The organism is Thiorhodococcus drewsii AZ1 (assembly GCF_000224065.1).
Lineage (GTDB): Bacteria > Pseudomonadota > Gammaproteobacteria > Chromatiales > Chromatiaceae > Imhoffiella > Imhoffiella drewsii.
In genome coordinates this window covers 70,001-83,409 of sequence record NZ_AFWT01000001.1, presented here as the reverse complement: position 1 = coordinate 83,409, position 13,409 = coordinate 70,001, and the positions used below count along the sequence as shown (strand labels likewise).

Sequence of the window (13,409 nt, the reverse complement as noted above, 5' to 3'; positions counted from 1 at the left end):
GCGGATGGGTTCGTTCAGGTCTTTTTCTTAGCGCGCGGATGAGCCTGGTCATAGACTTGCGCCAGGTGTTGGAAATCCAGGTGGGTATAGATCTGGGTCGTGCCGATGTCGGCATGGCCGAGCAGTTCCTGCACGGCGCGCAGATCTCCCGATGATTCGAGTAGATGGGTGGCGAAGCTGTGTCTGAGCAGATGTGGATGCAGATGGCGTGTCGCATCCCGTTCCTGCGCCCACTGCTCCAGGCGTTTCTGCACTGTGCGCGGTTTGATCCGCGTTCCCCGACTGCTGACGAAGAGCGCCGGTTCGTCCGGATTCGCGAGGTTGGCCCGCACGCGTAGCCAGGACTGGATCGCCTCGCGCGCCTTGGCGCCGACCGGAAGGCGGCGCGTCTTGCTGCCTTTGCCGAGGACAGAGAGTTCGCCCTCGTTCATGTCGATCTCGCCGAGATTCACGGCGACCAGTTCGGCCAGGCGCAGTCCGGAGGAATAGAGCAGTTCGATCATGGCGGTATCGCGGATCGCCAGCAGTTCGTCCTCGGGACGATTCAGCAGGGCGCATAGCTGGTCCGCGTCGAGCGTGGCGGGCAGCTTGCGCGGTGTCTTGGGCGCGCGTACGCCAATCGCCGGATTGATCTTGGCGAGCCCTTCGCGCAGCAGCCAGCGGTAGAGGCTGCGGAGGCTTGAGAGTTCGCGCTGTAGTGTCTTGCCCGAGACGCCATTGCGGTGACGCCAGGCGACGTACTGGCGCACGTCGGGCTCGTGCAGATGGTCGATCGGTCGGTCGAGATGGATGGCGGACCAGCCCGCGATCTGTTCCAGGTCGCGCCGGTAGTTGGTCAGCGTATGGGGCGAGAGTCGGCGCTCGCTGCCGAGATGGCCGATGAAGGCGTCAATGCGGTTGAGCGATTCCGCCCGAATTGGAGAGCCTGTCGAATCGTCCGGTTCGGAGGGGCCTGTGCTGGATACGTCTGGCGCAGTCATGCGCGGGTCGCTGGTTTCAGTGTCGATCGGTGTCGCTGGACGGCAGCGAGCGGAGCTTGTGACTGACGATTTCGCCGAGCTGATCGAGGAAGTCGGTTCCCATGTCCGGGTGGAAGCGCTCCGGGTCCGAGCTGCCGATCGCCAGCACGCCAGATTGGGTTGCGGTTTGGATCGGGACCAAGGCCGCCGCCTGGATGTCGACGGCCTCTTCGCCGAAGAGCAGGGTCGCTTTCTCAGTGTCCACTGGACCGCAGAGCGCGTGCTCGCAGTCCAGAAACTCATGGAAGGCCGCGATCAGTGGATCCGGGAGCGCATCCTCCGCGTTCGGGGCGATCGCGAACAGACGGATCGATACCGCCTCGGCATGGAATTCGCGCAACATGGCATCCTTGATGATATCGCACAGATGGTCGGAATCCTTGGCCGAGATCAGTTGCAGCACGAGTGCGTGCAGGCGGCTGGCGAGCGTCTCGTATTCACGGGCACGCGCGATCAGATGCGCCAGATGGTTGCGGTCGGCCTCCAATTGCTTGCGCAGGACGCGAACCTGATATTCGATGAGCGAGGTGGCTCCGTCGATGAGGTGCGGGACTTGGATCGCGGCGAGGATGTCCGTTCGTCGCTCGAAGAAGGAAGGGTTGCGTAGCAGGTAGTCGCTGACTAGAGGTTCGAGGTCACGATTTTCCGGTGCCGCATGCTCGGCTTGCTGACGATTCACGCTTGGCCTCTTATCGCTCGATCTCGCCGTGGAAGACGGATTCGGCTGGTCCGGTCATCCAGAGTGTCTCTCCGGGGCCGGACCACTCTATCACAAGAGTCCCGCCCGGCAATTTGATCTGGACCCGGTCTTCGAGCAATCCGCGCAGCTGGCCGCTGACCATGGCTGCGCAGGCGCCGGTTCCGCAGGCGAGTGTCTCGCCCGCACCGCGCTCGAAGACGCGCAGACGGGCATGGCCCGGATCCAGGATCTGCATGAAGCCCACGTTGACGCGCTGCGGAAAACGCGGGTGGACCTCGATCAGCGGCCCTAGGTGCTCGACCGGAGCCCGATCGACATCCTCCACCAGCAAAACCGCGTGCGGGTTTCCCATGGAAACGGCGCCGACGGTCAGCTGGTGGTCATCGACCTCCAGCTCATAGGTGCTCGCCTGGGTGTCGGCGACGAAGGGGATTTTCGCCGGCTCGAGGATTGGTACGCCCATGTCGACTCGGACCTGATCGTCGGGTCCTAGATAGAGGCGGATGGCGCCTGCAGCCGTGCCGACCGGGATCTCGTCCTTGTCGGTCAGGCCCCGATCACGGACGAATCGGGCGAAGCAGCGCGCGCCGTTGCCGCACTGCTCGACCTCGGATCCGTCGGCGTTGAAGATCCGGTAATGGAAATCAGTGTCGGGCAGTCGTGGCGACTCGACCAGCAGGATCTGGTCGCAGCCGACCCCGAAGCGGCGGTCGGCGAGGTGGCGAATCCAGGTCGGATCCGGATCGATCGTCTGGGAGATGGCGTCGAAGACGACGAAGTCGTTGCCCAGCCCCTGCATCTTGGTGAAACGTAGTCTCATGCCGGCAGTCGCCCCATCACGGCTAGGTGACGATCGCTGACGACGGCGACCTCAAGACAAGGCAATCCCGCCTCTTCGAGTTGCTCGGTGACTTCCTTGGGCTCGAAGGCCGCGAATAGCGAATTGCGGAAATCGGCGCGCAGGATCTCGGGCTCGCCGTCGACGTAGGTTGCAACCAATGCCTCGATCCAGGCGGCCGAGCTCGGTCGCATCAAGTCCATGACCAAGACCGGCGCCCCAGGTTTGGCGGTTTCCTTGATGCTTTGCCAGAGCACCTGGGGGTCGGGCAGATGGTGCAGCAGGCTGTTGGAGAGCACCAGATCGTAATGCCTGCTCGGCAGTTGTGCCGAGGGGATGGTGTCGTGGATCAGACGGCAGCGCGAGGCGATGCCCGGCAGCTTGTCGAGCGTCTCCTGGGCCAGGTCGAGCATGGGCTGCGAACCGTCGAGCGCGTCGCATCTGGCGTGCGGGTAGGCACGCAGGAAGCGTGTGACGATGTCGGCCGGGCCGCAGCCGATATCGAGTGCGGTCGCCCCCTTGAGCGCGCCCGGATCGAGACGTTTCAGAAGCTTGATGAAGAGGCTGTTGGATGCGGCGAAATCGGCCTTCGCATAGGCGAGCGCCTGCTCGGCAGAGTCCATCAGCTCGGGTTCGGGGCGGCGCTTCACGGCAGTGTCCTTTCTCCGGCGAAGAGGCTGGCGATCGTCTCGCGCTCGCGCACCAGATGGGCCTCGGTGCCGTCGACCATGATCTCGGCCACCCGAGGGCGGCTGTTGTAGTTGGAACTCATGGTGAAGCCGTAGGCGCCGCTGCCGCGCACCGCCAGCAGATCGCCCTCGTTCAGCGGGAGCAGGCGCTCCTTGCCGAGGAAATCGCCGGTCTCGCACACGGGGCCGACCAGGTCGTAACGGGCCGGCTCGGCATCGCTTGCGCCGACCACCCGGACGATGTCCTGATTGGCCTGATAGAGCGCCGGTCGCAGCAGGTCGTTCATAGCCGCGTCCAGGATGGCGAAATGGCGATGATCGGTGTGCTTGAGATGCTCGACGCGGGTCAGAAGGACACCCGCGTTGCCGGCGATGGCGCGTCCGGGCTCCAGGATGACCTCGTAGGGACGCTCGGCGAGTCGGTAGCTCATGGCGGCGGCATAGGCGGCCGGTTCGGGCGGCTGCTCATCGCGATAGCGAATGCCGAGACCACCGCCGAGATCGAGATGCTCGATGGCGATGCCGGCGGCGCACAGCCGGTCGGCTAGGAGCAGCACGCGGTCCAGCGCGTCGACGAAGGGTGCCAGGTCGGTCAGCTGGGAGCCGATGTGGCAGTCGATACCGCAGATGCGGATGTTCGCCAGCGATGCGGCCTGGGTATAGACGGATTCGGCGACGCGGATGTCGATGCCGAATTTGTTCTCCTTCAGTCCCGTGGAAATGTAGGGATGGGTCTGGGCGTCGACGTCCGGATTGACGCGCAGCGAGATTGGCGCCTTGAGCCCGAGTTCGCCGGCGATGCGGTCGATGCGCAACAGCTCGGACTCGGACTCGACGTTGAAGCAGCGGATGCCGACCTGCAGCGCACGCTGGATCTCGTCCTCGCGCTTGCCGACGCCTGAGAACACCACCTTGGCTGGGTCGCCACCGGCGGCCAGGACCCGTTCCAGTTCACCGCCCGAAACGATGTCGAATCCCGAACCAAGTCGGGCCAGAACATTCAGAACGGCCAGGTTGGAGTTCGACTTAACGGCGAAACAGACCAGATGCGGATGGTCGCGGAAGGCACGGTCGAAGGCGCGCCAATGGCGTTCGAGCGTGGCCTTGGAATAGACGTAGCATGGCGTGCCGAAGCGTTCGGCGATCTCGGTGAGTGGTACGTCCTCGGCGTGGAGGATGCCATCGCGTTCGTTGAAGTGATCCATTCGGCGTCGAGTCGGAGCAAAGGTTGGGCTTAAGGTTGATCGGGCTGGGATTCGGACGTGCTTGGTGCCGCAGGCGCGGCCGGGACGTCCGATTCCTTCCCGCCGTCTTGTGCGGGGGCGTCCTCGGGCAGATAAAGCGGTCCCTTCTGACCGCAAGCGCCAAGCATGCTCAGGATTCCGAGCGCCGTGACGAGGGCGATGAAAAGGTAACGAGCCCAGCAGAACATGGGGCACCTCGTGCTGGAGGGTTGTGACCGAAGGCGGCAGTATACATCCCGAGACGCGGTCAGGGGTTGGACTTGGTCGCGGACGGACTCGCCTCCAACGCACGGTAGCGTGCGAGCGGCGTGCTCGCGGTCGAGAGTAGGGTGAGTCCGCGTTCATCATCGATCTCGAATCCGGCCACCTTGCCGAGTGCCGCCGCGTAGGCGCTTGCCTGCTCGGCCCGTCCATCGGTCTTGGGGCAGGCGACGCGGGTCGTGGCGATGGGTCCGATGTGGAGATGGGTCTCATCCGAGAGATAGCCGCTCATATACCGGTTGCATCCATCCGAGCCGCCCAGCACTCCGGTGTCGAGAAAGGTCAGGTCGATTCCGGCGCCCTTGAGTGGCGCGATGAGGTTCCCAGAGCCGTTGTCGTACTCCTTCAGTTGCCATACGTGCCCGACCAATGGCGAGTGGCTTGCAGCATGGAATTTCAGGAGCTCCTGACCTGCGGCGTCGAGCATCAGGAGCCGATCGCCTTCGATGCGGTAGGAGACGACCTGTGGCAAGGCGGAGAGGATGGCTCGTTCCTGGCGCATGAGCGGTTTGGAGCAGCCGCGTCGGCTTGCGGCCATCCCGATATCGAACCTCATGTCCTCTCCGTTTGCGTTATAGGCTCCGGAGATCTGATTGCAGCCTATGTTGCCAGACATGCGGCGCTTCTCGAAACGGAATAGTGCCGGTTTGGCGTCCTCTGGTATCTGGGTGAAACCATCATCCGAGCGATAGCCGACCAGCTGCCAGGCGGTGTTCGCGAGTGCCGACTCGGTAAGGGCAGGAGACGGAGCTGAATGGGGGGCGGCGAGCGCGGTCTGGACGAGCCATGTTAAACCGGCGGCGATGAGTAGGTGAGATGAGGGTCGATGCATGAGACGGATTCCTTATTGTGGGTTGGGCTCGATCAAGGCGTCGTTGGTGCGCCTCAAGACGTTTGGTTGACGGATAGGCATCCGACGATCGAGTCGATTTTTGAGCTTGGCCGAGTGTTGGATTCAGTCTATTGCAGGAATGCGTGATTGAGAGCCCCCAGCAGCCCCAGGCGGATGTTGTTAGAGGTCGACGCTTGGCTTGTCTTACGGCCGCCCGATCTCTAGACTTGCCCTCCTTTTCCTTATGGATGGCGCATGGGTGGAGAAAATTCGGGTTCGGCCGTTGGCCGCTTTCTCATTCGCCGTCGTGCTCCGATATAGGGCGTCTTCGCGTGACTGATTGCTCAGATCCAGCGGCGTCGACATCGGAGGGTGACGGGTTCCATCGGCCCCTGATCAGCGTCGTCATTCGCAGCATCGATCGAGATACCCTTGTCGAGGCACTGGACAGCATCGCCGCCCAGACGTATCCCCGAATCGAGTGCCTGGTCGTCAACGCCAAGGGGGCGGGGCATCGCCCGCTTCCCGGCGGGTATCGTGGCCTACGGGTGCGTTTGCTCGATTCTGACGTGCCGCTACAGCGGTCGCTGGCGGCAAACCATGGGCTCATGGCAGCGCGGGGTGATTGGCTTCTGTTACTCGATGACGACGATTATGTGGCTCCGAGCCATCTGGAGGAGCTTTGGGCGGCGATCGGCGCGAGTGGCGCGCGGGCGAGTTATAGCCATTGCCAGGTGGTCGATGCGAATGGTCGTCTGCTTCCGCAGCGCTTTGGCGAATCCTTCGGGCGCGCGAAGTTGCTTGCGGGCAACTTTCTGCCAATCCATACGGTGCTCTTCGCGCGTTCGCTGCTGGACGCCGGTTGCCGCTTCGACCCCGATTTGGATCGTTTCGAGGACTGGGATTTTTGGCTGCAAGTCGCCCAGCACACGGATTTCGCCGAGCGGTCGGTGGTGACCGCCTTTTATCGAATCGATGCGGGCGCGGGATTCGGGGTGAGTGCGCCGGCCACAGAGGTCGAGGCCCATGCGCGCGTTCTGGCTGCCAAATGGTGCGTGCGCATAAGCCCCGAGTCGTTCTTGGAATTGATGGAGCTGGCGCGACAGCATCGCTTTATGGAGCGATTGCAAGCGGAGCTGTCGGCGCTCGGGTTGTCGACGCTGAACGCCGAGGATGCCTCGGTACAGATCCCGGAGTTCTGCCGGGACTTGTCGATCAGCCAGGAGCGGCATGCCCAGGCCGCGCGCCGTTGTCAGGATGCCTTGAGTGTACTGACGCGCTCGCGGTCGTGGCGCCTGACCGCGCCGCTGCGCTGGCTTTTCGGGTATTTGCGTCGAGGAAGGGGTGGTCCGGCTGAGTTTTCCGTTATGCTCCCGTCCCCGCTGGATCAGCCAGTAGGTCCATCTCGGAGCCATCGGGCGCGTCACTGATGCATTCAGGCTATGAACCTGAGCCCTTCACGTTATTCATCGATTTATGAAGTGTGACATGTCCTCGCCGCTGATCTCAGTCATCATCCCCGCCTTCGAGCACGCGCGCTATGTCGAAGCGGCGGTACGTTCCGCTTTGGAGCAAGAGGATGTGAGGCTCGAGGTCATCGCGATCGACGATGGCTCCAGCGATGACACGCTGAAAATCCTCTCCAGCATCGAAGACCCGAGGCTGCATGTCGAGACCCAGGATAACCAGGGCGCCTGGAGTACGATTAATCGAGGGCTTTCCCTGGCGACCGGCGACTATCTGGCGATACTCAATTCGGACGACGTCTTTCACCCTCGACGTCTGGTGCGGCTCTTGGACGCGAGTCGAGCGGACGGGCTCGATCTTGTGCTCAGCGATCTGCGGCTGATCGATGCCCAGGGCGAGGAGATTCGTGATCCCAGTCACTGGTGGTTGCGTTGGTATGCCGATCTCAAGAGACGTTACCTGGAGGAGGGCGATCCGGCGCGGGCGCTCTTATGCGGAAATTGGTCGATCACGACCTCCAACTGCTTCATGAGCCGACGCGCCTACGAGATTCTCGGTGGTTTTCGGCCTTTGAATTACGTGCTGGACTACGAGTATCTACTGCGCGCCAGCACCACCTCGGGATTGAAGCTGGGCTTCCTCATCGGGGAGCCTTTGCTCGACTATCGGTTGCATGGGGCCAATACCATCCTCAAGCAGCCGCTTCTGGCCAATCTGGAGACGGATGTTCTGTTGCGTCGCTATTTGCCGCGTGTGCTTGGCGAGGAGACGCGTCCCGGCATTGAGTATCTCAATCGTATCAAGCGCTATATCGTCAAGCTCGATCGCGAGCACAGACGCCAGACGATGCAGCGAACGATCGATGGCCTGGCCGACGCGAACGATGCGCTGAATGCGGCCAATCAGGGGTTGCACGCGGGTAACGAAGAGCTGAACCGGATCAATCGTTCGCTGACGGATGCCAACGCCGACCTGCATCGGGTGAACCAGTCGCTGGACGCGGCCAATCGCGCATTGGACGCCGAGCGGGAGCATCTTGGCGGGTTGCTCGCGGCGCGGGAGGATGCCCTGACGCGAGCCCATGGCGACTTGGAGCGATTGCATCGGCATCCGGCCTTTCGGGCTTGGCGCATGGCGGCCCGCGTCGTGCGGGCGGCTCGCCGGGCGGGATCGCTGGTGCGCGTCAAGCGCGCACCGCGTGCGCGCGACGTTTCCGAGCTTGGGCGCATGATCGAGGAGTCTCTGGCGGGCGTCGAACTGGTCTCCTTCGATATCTTCGACACTCTTCTTGAGCGCCTGATCGACCCGCCGGATCACGTCAAGATCATCGGCGCGCGAGGGTTGGCCAGACATCTGAGCGTTCATTACGGTCAGGAGCGCTCTTTGGCCGAGCTGCTTTCCTTGCGCGACGAGGTGGAGGGGCGCCTGCGCCGTGAGCGTCTTGCCGAGTCGCTCGATCACGAGTGCCGTTTCTCGGATTTGGCCGCCGAGATGGCGCGTTTGCTGGTGGGGCAACCGGACCGCGCGCTTGCGGATTGGATTGTCGCCGAGGAGCTGCGAGCCGAGTCAGATTGTCTCTATGTGAAGCCTGGAATCATGTCGCTGCTGGCGGGGTTGCGTGAGCGCGGGTTGCGCCTCATCGCCGTGTCCGACATGTATTTGGATCAGGCGCATCTGGAGACATTGCTCGGACAGATGGGGCTCATGGCCTTCATCGAGCGTATCTACGTTTCCTCCGACACGGGTATCGGAAAGCATACCGGTCGGCTCTTCCATCATGTTTTGGATGAGCAGGGGGTCGAGGCCAGTCGCGTGCTTCACATCGGAGATAACGCGCATTCGGATGTCGGCGTGCCGTCACGGCTCGGCATCCGCAGTCTCTGGCTGGACGACCGGGCCAACAATCGCCGTCGTACCATTCTGCGTGGTCACGCCAGGCTGGCCATTCGCAATCCCTATTGGCGCGGCCGTCATCTATTGCAGCTCATCCCACCGGGACCGGATCGCGGGGCCGCGTTCGACCTCGGTTATTCCTTTCTCGGCCCCGTGTTCTGCGCCTTCACCCTGGGTGTGATTGAAAAGGTTCGCGAGCATCGAATTGAGCGGCTCTTCTTCCTGGCGCGCGAGGGCGAGCTGTTCATGCGTCTGTTCGAGGTCTTGGCCTCGCGGCTCATGGAGCCCGAAGAGATGCCGGCGGTCGAGTATCTGAGCGTCTCGCGCAAATCCACCGCGCCCGCCGTTCTGGCCGATGGCTTGTCCTACGAAACCAGCCTCGCGCCGCTCTACAACCCGAAGCAGCGTGGGCTTTCCAGTCTATGTCGGACCTTTGATATTCCGCCCGAGTCTCTGGAGGCGGTTGCCGCGCGTCATGGTTATGTGCTCGACGCGCCCATCCATGATTGGCATTCGCCGCAGTATCGCGCGCTCATTGAGGATCCCGATTTTCAGGCGGTGGTCAAGCGACTCGGCAGCGAACGTCGCGCTCTCTTGGAAGAGTATCTGGAGCAGAAGGGCTTCTTCTCGGCCGCGCGGGTGGGGCTGGTGGACATCGGCTGGAATGGTTCCAGTCAGCGCTATTTCCAGGACGCCTTCTCGAAACGGCCGGATTATCCGCATGTCTTCGGTCTCTACATGGGCTGGGTGCATGGGATCCGGCACAGCTTCGACCCAGAGTGCAATAGTCTCTTCGGCCTGCTCTATGATGTGCGGCGCGGCAATCAGCTCGAAGACGCCGTCTCGCGCTTCGAAGAGCTCTTCGAGGAAGGCGCGCGTGCGTTGCATGCCACCACGCTCGGTTATGTGCGAGGCAATGACGGACGTGTGGAGCCGATTTTGAAAGAGGATACAGCCGCAGATCGTCGCGCCGAGTTGGACATGAATCCGCGCATTGAGGACTTTCGCTCCGGGGCGCTTGCATTCGCTGACGGTTTCGTCCATGCGGTGCGCCTGACCGGCTACGGGTTTGAGGAGATCAGGCCCTTTGTGATGACCCTGATCGATCGTTTAGTTGCGCATCCGACCCGAGAAGAGGCCCGGACTCTGATGCAGATTACCCATTCGGAGGACTTCGGGTACGACTCGGTCATGTTTCTGCACGAGGACCGCCTTCGCATTTGGGATTTGCTGAGACCACGTCGATTCGTTAGACGGTTGCGCACCTCGAATTGGGTGTATGGCTCAGGACGACTGACGGGAATGCCTGGGCTCAATTCGCTTTTACGCTATCTAGATCTAGCCCGGCGGCGCCCATGACTCAAATGACCGAGCAGCGACCTATGATCCTCCGCAGCACAGATACGTCCGCAGGTCAGAGGACCGGTATCTACGGTGGCTATTTCACTCCGGCGGATGACCTGGCTCGCTGCAACACGCTACAACACGCCAGTGTTTGGCTGATCTGGCTCCTGGCCAATCGGCGTCGACCACAGGCCGTGACGGCGAGACCGCGCTGGAGCGAGCTGCTGCTCTGTTGGCTGCTCCACCATGCGGTCGGGCTCATCATGGTCATCGCGACGATCCGCGAGCGGTTGAGCCGCTGAATTCTATGGTGGAGCCGAAAGCGACGCCGGGGACGGTGGCCGCCATTATCGTTAGTTACAATCCCGATCCCGAGGAGTTCGCGGATCTGATGGAGCGAATCGCGTTCCAAGTGGATTTCGTGGTGGTGATCGACAATGCTTCGCGCCAGTCGGAGCGAGAGGCGATTTGCCGGCAGACAGCTGTGTTCGATGCGCGGTTGGTTGTCAACGAAGAAAATCTCGGGCTCGCAACGGCTCAACGGCTCGGTATCCAGGCCGCACTCGCAGCTGGTGCCGATTTTATTCTTCTGCTTGATCAGGACAGCTTGCCCGCGCCAGACATGGTCGAGCGGCTGAGGCAGGCCTATGAGCAACTTTCCGCCGCAGGCGAGCCGGTCGCGGCCGTTGGTCCGCGCAAGATTTGCGGTCCGTCCGATCAATCCATCCCCTTCGTGCGCTTTAGGATCCATGCCGCGCTCAAAAGATATTGTTCTGGATCTGGTGGGCTGTTGCGGACCGATTTCCTGATCTCTTCCGGTCTGTTGGCTCCAGCCTGGGTCTACGAGCGCGTTGGTATGCCGGAGGATGCGCTTTTTATCGATAATATCGATTTGGAATGGTGTTTTCGCGCCCAGCACTTTGGATTGCGACTCTTTGGTGTGTGCGATGCCGTGCTTTTTCATCAGATTGGCAGTCAGACGCGTTATGTGTCGATGCTGAATAACATCGGTCCCATCCATATACATGAACCACTGCGTCAGTATTACCAGACCCGCAATCGGTTCCAGCTCTATGCGCGTCATTACGCCCCTTGGGCTTGGAAGATCCAGGATTTTCCGCGGGCGCTGTTTAAACTGCTCTATTTCTGCCTGATGATTTCGCCGCGTCGGGAGAATCTGAGGATGATGTATTTGGCTGTTTGGGATGCGTTGCGTGGAGTTCAGGGGCCTTTCCCTCACGATCGGTAAGGCTGGTTTGATCCAGCGATGCTTCCGGGCGGCGATGTGTTGGCCTATTCGCGTGTATCCGGGTGTCGCCTTTTGCGCCGGCCTCTGGTATAGGAGATTCCTCCGCATCTGCTCGACAGTGGGATTCGTTCCGCGCGTCGTGCGTCGCAAAAGCCTTTGATCCGAATCCTTCGATTCCAGGAGACGAATTGATCCTATGGCGCTCCGCACCTACCGACTGACCATCCTTGGCGTGTGGGGTTTGCTGTTCTGGACAGCTGGCGCCGCTTGGGCTGGCTCTGGTCCGCTCACCTTGGGAGGCGTCTTGCAGGGGGTGACGGCCCAAACTGGAGCATCGGCCTCAAGCGAGTTCTCGGCGCTTTTCCCGCGTCGCCAATCACTGTATCTGGACTGCGATCGCTTGGCCTTCGCTGAAACAACTGCGATCGATCCCGCTCGAAGTCAGCCGCTATTCGCCGTGCTGGCGCCGCTTGCGGCACGCCAGTTGGACGTGATGGAGCGTTTCCTCGATGTGCTGCTTGCGGATGAGCGCTTTGCCGCCGAGAGCGAGGCGATGGCCGTCGCCTACGTGCAGTTCGATCGCGCGAGGGCGCGTGCCGAACTGGGGCAGTATTCCGAGTTGAGCGTCTTGGAACTGGAAAGCGTGTATCAACAATTCCTGCATCGCCGTACGGCCAGCGAGATCGGGCAACAGCAGACCCGTGCCTTGCTTGCTGCGTCGCTGGGTGACGTCGGCGAACTGCCGCGCGATCTGGCCGTTCCAACCCTGCCACCGATCCCCGAAGCGGTGCCAACATTCGATGAACTCCGGTCCAAGGTGTCTGCTGCCGGTGAATCCGTCCCCTTGATGAATGGGCTAGATGAGGTCGATCGTCTGCGCATTGAGCGTGAGCGTGACCAGCAGTTGTTCGGTCTGCTGCTTCGATTGAAGTTGCTGGACGCGGCGATGCGGCGTGTCCGCGTCGAATCGTCGTGGAACGATCTTCGGCTCGACCGAAGTCGTACCCTCTATGAGCAAGAGGTCACGGCGGATCTGGGGTATTCCATGAGCCAGCAGACCGAGGGGCGATTCGAGGAGCAGCGTGTCGACTATTGTCGATTCCTGGCTTGGGCCGAGATCCGGGCGCTGATCGGCGAGCCGGTTTGGACAGCAATCACCGAGGATCCGTAAGCTATGCGCCATTGGTCGATCGCCTGCCTGCTGTTGTTCGTGACCCTTGAGGCCGATGCGGGGCCTCCCTTGAAGGCCTGGCTCGAATGGGTTCATGAGGTCGAGATGCGCGTGGTCGAGAGCGGCGTCGTCGAGGATGTCCAGGTTGCCCCTGGTCAGCACGTCAAGGCGGACGATCTGCTGTTGCGCATGGATCAACGCGAAGCCAAGGCCCAGCTGCTGGAGGCCCGTGCCCGCGTGGCACGCGCGCGGGTTGCCGGCGAGAAGGCCCAGCGCGAGCTGAAGCGCTCCCAGGAACTGTTCGATCGCGGTCTGATCGCCATCGAGGAACTGAAGGACGCCGAATTGGTTCAGGTGGCGGCCGTTGCCGAGATGGAGGCCGCGAAGGCGGCCGAGGAATCCCGATCGGTCGCGCTGGAGCGCACGGAGTTGCGGGCGCCTTTCGATGGCATCATCGTGGCCCGTCACGTCTGGAAGGGGGCGGTGATCTACAAGACGCTCCAGCAGGAGCCGCTCATCGTCATCGCGCCGGACGGCCAGATGTTGGCTCGAGCGCTGGTGACGGCCAATGTTCTACGGACCTTCAAGCCGAACCAAAGGGTTCAGTTGAAGGTGAATGGCTCGATCCGCAACGGGCGGGTCTACAGTCGTGGAGTTCAATCGGTTCGCGTCGAGCTGGAGGGGGCCGTCTATTACCTGGAC

General features: G+C 62.0%; 13 protein-coding genes (1 of these 13 cut by a window edge). 6 read left to right on the top strand and 7 right to left on the bottom strand.

The window, feature by feature from the left end; genetic code table 11:
• Nucleotides 1-14 precede the first annotated feature (14 nt).
• The 7 genes from xerC to THIDRDRAFT_RS00330 are packed head-to-tail and all read right to left on the bottom strand — an operon-like array spanning nucleotide 15 to nucleotide 5,583.
• Nucleotides 15-980: a tyrosine recombinase XerC gene (gene xerC, locus THIDRDRAFT_RS00360; protein ID WP_007038785.1), complete on the bottom strand. Its 966-nt coding sequence runs from the start codon at nucleotides 978-980 to the stop codon at nucleotides 15-17.
• A 16-nt stretch (nucleotides 981-996) separates the two neighbouring features.
• On the bottom strand, nucleotides 997-1,698 hold the full coding sequence (locus tag THIDRDRAFT_RS00355; protein ID WP_007038784.1) for a DUF484 family protein: 702 nt from the start codon (nucleotides 1,696-1,698) through the stop codon (nucleotides 997-999).
• Between the two features lie 10 nt (nucleotides 1,699-1,708).
• A complete protein-coding gene (gene dapF / locus THIDRDRAFT_RS00350) occupies nucleotides 1,709-2,539 on the bottom strand; it encodes a diaminopimelate epimerase (protein WP_007038783.1) in 831 nt (276 codons plus the stop codon).
• Entirely contained in the window at nucleotides 2,536-3,207 is a 672-nt protein-coding gene (locus THIDRDRAFT_RS00345) for a class I SAM-dependent methyltransferase (RefSeq protein ID WP_007038782.1), read from the bottom strand. The genes dapF and THIDRDRAFT_RS00345 overlap by 4 nt, the downstream gene beginning before the upstream one ends.
• Nucleotides 3,204-4,451, bottom strand: coding sequence for a diaminopimelate decarboxylase (lysA, locus tag THIDRDRAFT_RS00340; RefSeq protein WP_007038781.1), 1,248 nt, complete (start codon nucleotides 4,449-4,451; stop codon nucleotides 3,204-3,206). Before lysA ends, THIDRDRAFT_RS00345 begins: the two co-directional genes overlap by 4 nt.
• 29 nt (nucleotides 4,452-4,480) lie before the next feature.
• A complete protein-coding gene (gene lptM / locus THIDRDRAFT_RS00335; protein ID WP_007038780.1) occupies nucleotides 4,481-4,678 on the bottom strand; it encodes an LPS translocon maturation chaperone LptM in 198 nt (65 codons plus the stop codon).
• Nucleotides 4,679-4,737: 59 nt separating this feature from the next.
• Nucleotides 4,738-5,583, bottom strand: coding sequence for an META domain-containing protein (locus THIDRDRAFT_RS00330; protein WP_007038779.1), 846 nt, complete (start codon nucleotides 5,581-5,583; stop codon nucleotides 4,738-4,740).
• 332 nt (nucleotides 5,584-5,915) lie between these two features.
• On the opposite strand from THIDRDRAFT_RS00330, the gene THIDRDRAFT_RS23455 reads away from it, so the two are divergent.
• From THIDRDRAFT_RS23455 to THIDRDRAFT_RS00300, 6 genes are all read left to right on the top strand, one after another.
• Complete coding sequence (locus tag THIDRDRAFT_RS23455; RefSeq protein ID WP_007038778.1) at nucleotides 5,916-7,013, top strand: glycosyltransferase; 1,098 nt, start codon at nucleotides 5,916-5,918, stop codon at nucleotides 7,011-7,013.
• A 58-nt stretch (nucleotides 7,014-7,071) separates the two neighbouring features.
• The gene (locus THIDRDRAFT_RS23450) at nucleotides 7,072-10,302 is read left to right on the top strand and encodes a glycosyltransferase (RefSeq protein WP_007038777.1); all 3,231 of its coding nucleotides are present in this window, start codon (nucleotides 7,072-7,074) and stop codon (nucleotides 10,300-10,302) included.
• A 23-nt stretch (nucleotides 10,303-10,325) separates the two neighbouring features.
• Nucleotides 10,326-10,589, top strand: coding sequence for a hypothetical protein (locus THIDRDRAFT_RS00315; RefSeq protein ID WP_040843508.1), 264 nt, complete (start codon nucleotides 10,326-10,328; stop codon nucleotides 10,587-10,589).
• A gap of 5 nt (nucleotides 10,590-10,594) precedes the next feature.
• Nucleotides 10,595-11,536, top strand: a complete 942-nt coding sequence (locus THIDRDRAFT_RS00310) for a glycosyltransferase family 2 protein (protein ID WP_007038775.1) — start codon at nucleotides 10,595-10,597, stop codon at nucleotides 11,534-11,536.
• A gap of 196 nt (nucleotides 11,537-11,732) precedes the next feature.
• Entirely contained in the window at nucleotides 11,733-12,707 is a 975-nt protein-coding gene (locus THIDRDRAFT_RS00305) for a TolC family protein (protein ID WP_007038774.1), read from the top strand.
• 3 nt (nucleotides 12,708-12,710) lie between these two features.
• Nucleotides 12,711-13,409 carry the 5' portion of an efflux RND transporter periplasmic adaptor subunit gene (locus tag THIDRDRAFT_RS00300; RefSeq protein ID WP_007038773.1) on the top strand. Its footprint extends 69 nt past the window's final position, so only the first 699 of its 768 coding nucleotides appear in the window; the start codon lies at nucleotides 12,711-12,713; its stop codon lies beyond the right edge, outside the window.